The 9,055-nt window shown below is 59.2% G+C and carries 5 protein-coding genes; 2 read left to right on the forward strand and 3 right to left on the reverse strand.

Features of this window, described 5'->3' with window-relative positions; all coding sequences use genetic code 11:
- Positions 1-105: 105 nt before the first annotated feature.
- From fdhF to R0J92_RS20850, 3 genes are all read right to left on the reverse strand, one after another.
- Complete coding sequence (fdhF, locus tag R0J92_RS20840; protein ID WP_411053033.1) at positions 106-2,880, reverse strand: formate dehydrogenase subunit alpha; 2,775 nt, start codon at positions 2,878-2,880, stop codon at positions 106-108.
- Positions 2,881-3,020: 140 nt separating this feature from the next.
- Positions 3,021-4,709 carry an NAD(P)H-dependent oxidoreductase subunit E gene (locus R0J92_RS20845; RefSeq protein WP_411053034.1) on the reverse strand — a complete coding sequence of 563 codons (1,689 nt, stop codon included), beginning with the start codon at positions 4,707-4,709 and terminating at the stop codon, positions 3,021-3,023.
- Positions 4,710-4,800: 91 nt separating this feature from the next.
- Positions 4,801-5,688 (reverse strand): LysR family transcriptional regulator, encoded by an 888-nt coding sequence (locus R0J92_RS20850; protein ID WP_411053035.1) that lies wholly within the window; start codon positions 5,686-5,688, stop codon positions 4,801-4,803.
- 338 nt (positions 5,689-6,026) lie between these two features.
- Here R0J92_RS20850 and R0J92_RS20855 point away from each other — a divergent pair, with 338 nt between their 5' ends.
- Positions 6,027-6,596, forward strand: a complete 570-nt coding sequence (locus R0J92_RS20855) for a hypothetical protein (RefSeq protein WP_411053036.1) — start codon at positions 6,027-6,029, stop codon at positions 6,594-6,596.
- A 35-nt stretch (positions 6,597-6,631) separates the two neighbouring features.
- Entirely contained in the window at positions 6,632-8,482 is a 1,851-nt protein-coding gene (locus tag R0J92_RS20860) for a methyl-accepting chemotaxis protein (protein ID WP_411053037.1), read from the forward strand.
- The last annotated feature ends 573 nt before the right edge of the window (positions 8,483-9,055 follow it).

Genomic DNA, 9,055 nt, shown 5'->3' on the forward strand with positions numbered 1-9,055 from the left:
CAAACCAACAAAGCGAGTCGCAACCACTGCGAAACCCAGCCGCAAAAACAAAAAAGCGCAGAGGAAACCCTCCGCGCTTTGTCTTGTTGCCACTCTATGGGGGGATCACTCCGCCGCGATCTGGCCCTTTGCCTTCTCTACTCGCACGGCAGAGAATTTGAACTCCGGGATCTTTCCATAGGGGTCGATCGCCGGGTTGGTCAGGATATTGGCCGCCGCCTCAACATAGGCGAAGGGCACAAACACCATGTCCTCTGCGATCGCCCTGTCCGCACGGGCCATGATCTCAATGGACCCCCGCCGCGTGGATAGGCGGACCATCTCGCCCGGCTCGACGCCCAGCGCCCGCAGGGTCTTGGGGTGCAGGGAGCAGTTGGCCTCGGGTTCGACCGCATCCAGCACCAAGGACCGCCGGGTCATTGATCCGGTGTGCCAATGTTCCAGCTGGCGACCGGTGGTCATGATCATCGGGAACTCCGCATCCGGTGCCTCATCCGGTGGGATGACGCTGGCGGGGGTGAACTTGGCCCGTCCCTCGGCACGCGGGAAGCCGTCACCAAAGACGATCGCCTGACCGGGGTCGGTCTCGTGCAGCGACGGGTAGGTGATGGTCTCGGTCTCCAGACGCTCCCATGTGATATTGTCGAGCGACTTCATGTTGAGCTTCATCTCGGCAAAGACTTCGGACACATCATTGTAAGCCCAGGGCAGACCAATGCGCTGCGCAAGCTCCACGGTGATCTTCCAGTCCTCGCGCGCCTCGCCTGGAGGCGTGACGGCGGGGCGCACGCGCTGTACCTGGCGGTTGGTGTTCGACACGGTGCCGTTCTTTTCATAGAGCGTCGAGGCCGGCAGGATCACATCGGCAAAGTTGGCAGTCTCAGTCAGGAAGATGTCCTGCACCACCATCAGGTCGAGCTTGGCAAAGGCCTCACGGGCGTGATCCGCATCCGGGTCCGACATCGCCGGGTTCTCGCCCTGGATGTACATGCCCCTGATATTCCCCGCATAGACCTGATCGACGATCTCGGTCACGGTGAGGCCCTTCTCGTTCGAGAAGTCGCCGCCGCCCCAGACATCGGTAAAGCTCTTGCGGATGCCATCGTCCATCACCGATTGGTAGTCCGGAAGGAACATCGGAATGAGACCCGCGTCAGACGCGCCCTGCACATTGTTCTGACCGCGCAGCGGGTGCAGGCCAGCGCCGGGCTTGCCCACATTGCCGGTCATCAGTGCAAGAGAGATCAGGCAGCGGGAGTTGTCGGTGCCGTGGATGTGCTGACTGACCCCCATACCCCAAAAGATCATCCCGGCTTCGGCCCCGGCAAAGATACGCGCCACCCGGCGCAGCTGTTCAGGAGAGATACCGCAGATTTCGGACATGGCTTCCGGGGTGAAGGCCTTCAGGTGTTCCTTCTCGGCCTCCCAGTTCTCGGTCCAGCGGTGGATATACTGGCTGTCGTAGAGCTCTTCTTCCACGATCACATTCATGATCGCGTTGAGCATCGACACGTCTGCGCCGGGGCGGAATTGCAGCATCTCGTCGGCGTAGCGGCGCATGCCGACCCCGCGCGGATCCATCACGATCAGCTTGCCACCGCGTTTGGTGAACTGCTTGAAATAGGTCGCCGCAACGGGATGGTTCTCGATCGGGTTGGCGCCGATGATGATCGCCACATCAGAGTTTTCGATCTGATTGAAGGTTGCAGTCACCGCACCACTGCCCACGTTTTCGATCAGCGCCGCCACCGAGGAGGCGTGGCACAGGCGGGTGCAGTGGTCGACGTTATTGTGTTTAAAGCCCTGACGGATGAACTTCTGGAAGAGATAAGCCTCTTCATTGGTGCATTTGGCCGAGCCGAAACCGGCAACCGATTTCGGGTCTTGATCGCGCAGTCTGACGAGCCCTTTGGCGGCGACATCCATCGCCTCGTCCCAGGTTGCCTCGCGGAAATGGGTCATCAGGTTGCCCGGATCGACGTTCAGCCCCTTGGCAGGGGCATCGTCGCGGCGGATCAGCGGCTTGGTCAGCCGGTGCGGGTGATGGATATAGTCAAAGCCAAAGCGGCCCTTGACGCAAAGACGGCCTTCGTTGGCCGGGCCGTTGATGCCCTCGACATATTTGACCTTGTTGTCCTTGACCTTGAGCGAAACCTTGCACCCCACTCCGCAAAACGGGCAGACGCTTTCGGTTTCCGTGTCGAAATCGGCGCGGTCACCAACCTGGTTCTCATCCACCACGGTGGCTGGCATCAGCGCGCCGGTCGGGCAAGCCTGGACGCATTCACCGCAGGCAACGCAGGATGAGTCTCCCATAGGATCGGCAATGTCGAAGGTCGGATAGGCGTCATGCCCACGCCCCGCCATGCCGATCACATCATTGACCTGCACTTCGCGGCAAGCGCGTACGCAAAGGCCGCAGGAGATACAGGCATCGAGGTTGACGCTCATGGCGACGTGGCTGTCGTCCAGCAGCGGGATGCGACCCTCTTCGACCTTGGGGAAGCGCGACCCCGAAACCCCGTTCAGCTCTGCCATGTCCCACAGATGCGAGGACTTGTCGTGCGCCTCGTCCTGTTTCGGCTGGTCGGCCACCAGCAGCTCCATCACCATCTTGCGCGCGTTCTCGGCGCGGGCGTTGTTGGTGGTGACAACCATGCCATCTGCAGGTTCGCGAATGCAGGAGGCCGCGAGGGTCCGTTCGCCCTCGATTTCCACCATGCAGGCGCGGCAGTTGCCATCCGGACGGTAGCCGGGCTGCGGCTTGTGACATAGATGCGGGATCTTCAGGCCGCGACCATTGGCGACTTCCCAGATGGTCAGACCCGCTTCGGCCGTGACCTGTTCGCCGTCGAGGGTGAAGGTGATTTGCTTCGACATGGCTCAGATCTCCTTGGCTTGCGAAGATGAGGTGAGGGCTGCGACTGACCTTGGGGAGGCGCAATCGCGCCTTCCCGTGGGGAAGGTCAGGCGCGGCCCGGTGGTTCCCACCGGGCGAGACATCATTGCGGAGGCCATGCTCAGACCTCCTCGGGGAAATGTTTGATGGTCAGGCGGATCGGGTTCGGCGCGGCCTGACCCAGACCGCAGATCGAGGTGTCGATCATCGCGGCACTCAGCTCTTCCAGCAGATCCTGATCCCATTTTTCCGCTTGCATAAGCTTCACGGCCTTTTCGCAGCCAACCCGACATGGGGTACACTGGCCGCAGCTTTCATCCTCGAAGAAGCGCAGCATGTTCAGCGCCGCGTCCCGGGCGGAGTCCTGATCCGACAGCACCACCACGGCGGCAGAACCGATGAAGGACCCATGTGGCTGCAGCGTGTCGAAATCGAGAGGGATGTCATCCATGTGCGCCGGCAACAGGCCGGAGGACGGCCCCCCCGGCTGATAGGCCTTGAAGGCATGGCCATCCAGCATGCCACCAGCGGCCTCAATCACATCCAGAATGGTGGAGCCCGCAGGCAGAAGATGCACGCCGGGGTTCTTCACCCGGCCGGACACGGAGTAGGAGCGCAGCCCCTTGCGGCCATTCTTCTCAACCGCGTTCAGGCACTCGGGTCCCTCGCGGTTGATCTTGGTGACCCAGTATAGTGTCTCGACGTTATGCACGAGGGTCGGCTGGCCGAAGATCCCCACCTGCGCCACAAAGGGCGGACGGTGGCGCGGCTCGCCGCGCTTGCCTTCGATCGACTCGATCATCGCGCTTTCTTCACCGCAGATATAGGCCCCTGCCCCACGGCGCAGGTCGATATAGCCTTCTTCGACGATGCCCGCCGCTTCCAGCGCGGCAATCTCACGCCGCAGGATTTCCAGCACGGCCGGATATTCGTCACGCATGTAGATAAAGGCTTTTTCCGCCTCCACCGCCCAGGCTGCGATCAACATGCCCTCGAGAAAGACATGCGGCGTGCGTTCCAGATAGTAGCGGTCCTTGAAGGTGCCCGGCTCGCCCTCATCGCCATTCACGGCGAGATAGCGCGGACCTTCGTTCATGCGCACAAAGCCCCATTTCTTGCCCGACGGGAATCCCGCGCCACCAAGGCCACGCAGCCCGGCAGACAGAACCTTGTCCTGCACCGCCTCCCAATCGCCATTGGCGCGAAGGTCCTTCAGCACCTCATAGCCGCCCGCGATGGCATAGGCGCGGTAGTCCTCATACTGCGGCAGATGCGCGTGAGTATCCTCTGCCGCGATGGCCGCCTCGACCTTGGCCACGGAAGCGTGATCGATATGGTTGTGACCGATTTCCAACACGGGCGCGGTGTCGCAACGGCCCATGCAGGGCGCACGCAAAACGCGGACCTGAGTGGGGTCCATGCCGTCCTCCAGCGCCTGTTTCAACTGCTCGGCCCCGGCCAGCTCGCACGAAAGCGAGTCGCAGACCCGGATGGTCAGCGCCGGTGGTGGGGTTTCGCCTTCCTTCACGACGTCGAAATGGGCGTAAAAGCTTGCAACCTCATAGATTTCCGCCTGCCCCACACGCATTTCCTCGGACAATGCCCGGATATGCGCCGCAGAGATGTGACCGAACTGGTCCTGCACCAGATGCAGGAACTCGATCAGCAAATCGCGGTTGCGCGGGCGGTCGCCCAAAAGGTCGAGGATGTCGGAATGGGCCTGATCATCAAGCTGACGGCCCTTGGGCGTCTTGCGCCCCTTGCCGCGTCCAGATTTCCAAACGCCAGATGTGTTGTCCAAGGGTGCCATGGGTGTCTCCCAACTCAGGTGCCTGAAACCGCAATCACACCCTCATTCCCCATGGTCAAATTTGAATGCCCGAAGGCGCGATAAGATAAGTTTATGATGCAGCTGCGGCGATGACACTCTTGAGCGCACGGAGCGTCGTCAGCTCCGGTTGCCGCTCTACACTTGCGAGGCAAATCGGACGTGCGGGCTCCGGGTCGACCAAGGGCAGAGCAAGTGCCCCCTCAATCGGTCCCAGCGCCTCCACAAGAGCGCGCGGCAGAATGGTCGCGACAGATCCTCCGCGTGCCATGACCATGGACGCCATGAAGCCTGTCGATTCCGACATAACCTCCGGACGCAGATCGAGGTCTGCAAAGATACGGTCCAGGATACGGCGGTTTTGCATCTGTGGCTCAAGCAGGCTCAAGGGCAGTTTTGCCGCGTCCGCCCAGCTGATAGACGTCGCGTGAGACCCCAGCATGTCCTGAGTTGCGAGCAAAACATAGGTTTCATCATAGAGCGGCAGCAGGCTCATATTCTCCTGCACGACACTGTCACTATAGGTCACGCCCGCATCCAGCGTACCATCATAGAGACGTTGCTGGATCGTCAGCGAGGTGGTGACTTCGAGACGGACCAGAAGGCGCGGATGCGCTTGGTGCAGTTGATCAATCAGCTTGGCCGCAAAGGAGGTCGCGGTGGGCACGGCGCCAATAACAAGCGCACCGGTCACCTCACCCCGCGCTGCGGCAATTTCCTGATCCAGCGCCTTGGCATCATCAAGAATGCCGCGCGCTCGATCCACGATCATCTGCCCTTCGCCCGTCAGGCCCTGAAACCGGTTTCCGCGACGCACGATCGACAGACCCAGTTTATCCTCCAGGCTACGGATCCGCATGGAAAAGGCAGGTTGGGACATATGGCACGCTTCTGCCGCCTTGGCGAAATGTCGATGACGCGCCAGCGCCGTCAGCAATTGCAGATCCTTCAGCTCAATCATCCGCACCAATCCGGTTTTAGATCACGTAAAATGCCGGTTCAGAAGATCTGAGATATCCCGTTGGGCAACATGAATTCCATACAATCAGCGCCAAAAAGATACTCTACCGAATTGGCCCCGACTGGGAGCAGCTTGAGCATGCGCCTTTTAACACTTTGAGATCAAGGCATTTTGCAAAGATCCGAACCTGCTTTCACGCCCCCTGCAACCACCACGGTCAAAAAGGTGCACGCCAAGGTAAATGCCGCGCAACCGGGAGTTAATTGGCTGGTAAACTCTCTGCGCTAGTCCAGAAGATGTGGATAATTACCGATGCCCCGTCTTGAAGGAGTTAAATCGTGCGTTTTGTACCTACCGTTGCAGCACTGCTGCTGGCCGCCCCAGTCTATGCGGCTGATGAATTCACCCCGGCCCTGCAGGCCTACATGGAAGATGAGATCAGCGGCTGGGCCAACGCTCCGGAAATCGTTGCGGCGATCAAAGCGCAGAACGAAGCCCGCGATGGCATCACTCAAGCACAGATCGTCGAGATGGACCAAGCCTGGCGCGCCTCGGTCGGCTCACCATCCAGCGACCCCATCGCTCCGATCCTGAACAATCCCGTATCCGACTCCCTGCGTGCGCGGGTCGAAGAGTCCATGGGCACGATTACAGAAGTATTCGTGATGGGCGCACATGGCCTGAACGTCGCGGCGTCAGATGTCACGTCCGACATGTGGCAAGGGGATGAAGCCAAGTTTCAGGATACGTTTGGCAAAGGCGCTGACAGCGTCCATATCAGCGAGGTCGAGCTGGATGAATCCACGCAGCGCTATCAGGGCCAGATTTCCGTGACCATCGTAGACCCCGAGACTGGATCTCCGATCGGCGCGATCACTGTTGGCGTCGACGCAGAGAGCCTTCTGTAATTCCTGCCCACACGGGCATCAGGATCGGTACATCTATGGCAATTCTCAAGAAAAAACCTCCGTCCATCAAGGGATGGTCCGTCTTTGCCAAGCTCAGCCTGTTGCTGGCGGCGGCAACCTTGGTCACCGCCACATTCATAACCGTGGCGAACAAGCTGATCATCGACCAAACAGTACAGGCGGGCGTCGACACGCTTGGTGTCAACGTGACCTACTCCATTGCCTCGCGTAGCGGTGGTGCCATTCGGTTCGGCGACGAGGAAAAACTGAGCGCCGATCTGGCGAAAGTCATCGAAATGTCAGAGGGGCGTTCGCTGCACGGCATTGCGGTCAATACCGACGGCAAGGTGATCGCCTCCTCCGGCACCGCAAACGAAGAGCAGATCGGCGCGCTTACGGCGCTGGCAACTGCAGCCGCCGAGGTCAACGCGGCCGAGACGAGCAATAGTGGCAACATGGTCGCAGCACCGGCCACGACGTCGAAGGGCGCAGCAGTTGGGGCGGTGGCGATGCTTTGGTCTAGCGCTGCGGCAAAGGCGGATGTTCTGGAGCGCCAGTTGATCGCCTATGGGGTTGCAGGCGGAATTTTCCTGCTCATGTGCCTGTTGTCTGCAATCATGCTGCGCCGCATTGTCAGCCGTCCACTCAGTGATCTTGGGACCAGCATTGTTCAGATCGCCGACGGAAACTACGAACAGCCGGGGCAATACTTGTCCCGCGCAGACGAAATCGGTCGCATTGCGCGGAACGTTGAAAACCTCAAACGCCAGTTGGCAGATGCGCAAGAGTTGGCAGATGAGCGTGAACGCTCACAGGAATATCAAATGCAAGTTGTCGAAGTTCTCAGCCACGCGCTGAAACAGATGTCGGATGGCGATCTGACACATGCTATCAGCGAAGCCTTCACTGAAGAGTATGAAACCCTGCGCCGGAATTTCAACTCGACCCGTGCGACAATGGTCAGCATCATCGACTCCGTAATCGAGAGTTCAGAACGCATCCGCTCAAGCGCCGAACAGATCAGCGTATCTAGCGGTGATCTCTCTCAACGAACCGAAAGCCAAGCGGCCACGTTGGAAGAGACAGCTGCCGCCATGGAAGAGCTGAACGGTAGCGTTCGCTCTGCCGCGGAAGGGGCACGAAAAGTCGAAGGCATCATGGACGAGACCCGTTCCACAGCTGAGCAAAGCGGAAAAGTTGTGACCGATGCCGTGGATGCAATGTCCAATATTGAGGCATCGTCCAGCAAGATCTCAAAGATCCTGACCGTGATCGACGATATTGCCTTTCAGACAAACCTACTTGCATTGAACGCCGGCGTTGAGGCCGCCCGGGCTGGTGAAGCCGGGAGAGGTTTTGCAGTCGTCGCGTCCGAAGTGCGCGCATTGGCGCAGCGCTCGGCGGGTGCCGCCCAGGAAATCAAGCATCTGATCGTCGAAAGCACCGAACAAGTCGGCGAAGGCGTACGCCTCGTTGGTCGCACAGGCGAAGAGCTTGAAAAAATTATTGGCCGCGTCAGCACGATTTCTGGGCATGTGAGCGATATTGCCTTGGGCGCTGAGGAGCAATCAACGACTCTCAATGAGATCAACACCGGTGTCGCCCAACTCGATCAGGTGACTCAGCACAATGCTGCCATGGTCGAGGAAACGACCGCTGCCAGCCAAGTCCTTCGCAATGATGCCGCGCAATTGGCTCGTGTCGTAGCTGTGTTCAAAATCGATACGAAGCGGCAACGCGAAGACGATTTTGAAAGCGACCTGAACGCCGATACTATCGCGGTTGTTGCACAACAGGATACAAACAAAGCAGGCGAAGCGGAACTGCCCCAAGACGACGCCTCAGACGCACCTATGAAATCGGCTGTCGGTTGGACTGACTTTTGAAACGCAGGGCGACGAAACGACAAGATAACTTTATTTCTGGAACGCTGCTACCCTTCGGAAATAAACGCCACCCGGTATGTCAAGGCAAAAGCTGACGAAATGTGGCGATCCAGAATGCCAGTTCTTCCTTCAGGCCATTCGCAGGGAAATCGGCAGAGCCTCGGCAGTAACTGCTGTGAAAATGGCCTGAAACCGTGCCTCAGTGCGGACACGCCGCCGCGGCTTTGACGGAACGCGCGTGGATCCAGAACGACCTTCAAACAAGCTCAACGTATTCGGCCCTGACACCTGCTGACAGCAAATCCCGCCGAAATATCCTTAACGTCGTCAGCATACTCCTCCAAACGCTATCGATATAAGGCGTAGTGGTTTGAAGCCGCAGAGCCGTTTTGGGGACACCGGTCACCTCTCTACGGGCTTAAATTGCGCGCCTACGCACCCTCGGGTATAGCTCGACATCCAAAGATCGTTCTGATTGGCAATGGCTTTGTAACATATGATGTGCCCCCATCGAGTGGTCCAATTTGAATGTTAATGCATCGTCGGTCTTTGGTCTATCGGGACGATGCTTTT

The organism is Tritonibacter sp. SIMBA_163, from assembly GCF_046535935.1.
Taxonomy (GTDB): domain Bacteria; phylum Pseudomonadota; class Alphaproteobacteria; order Rhodobacterales; family Rhodobacteraceae; genus Epibacterium; species Epibacterium scottomollicae.

Coding starts and splice junctions, on each gene's coding strand:
- fdhF (WP_411053033.1), bottom strand. CDS start 2,880: ATGTCGAAGCAAATCACCTTCACCCTCGACGGCGAACAGGTCACGGCC.
- R0J92_RS20845 (WP_411053034.1), bottom strand. CDS start 4,709: ATGGCACCCTTGGACAACACATCTGGCGTTTGGAAATCTGGACGCGGC.
- R0J92_RS20850 (WP_411053035.1), bottom strand. CDS start 5,688: ATGATTGAGCTGAAGGATCTGCAATTGCTGACGGCGCTGGCGCGTCAT.
- R0J92_RS20860 (WP_411053037.1), top strand. CDS start 6,632: ATGGCAATTCTCAAGAAAAAACCTCCGTCCATCAAGGGATGGTCCGTC.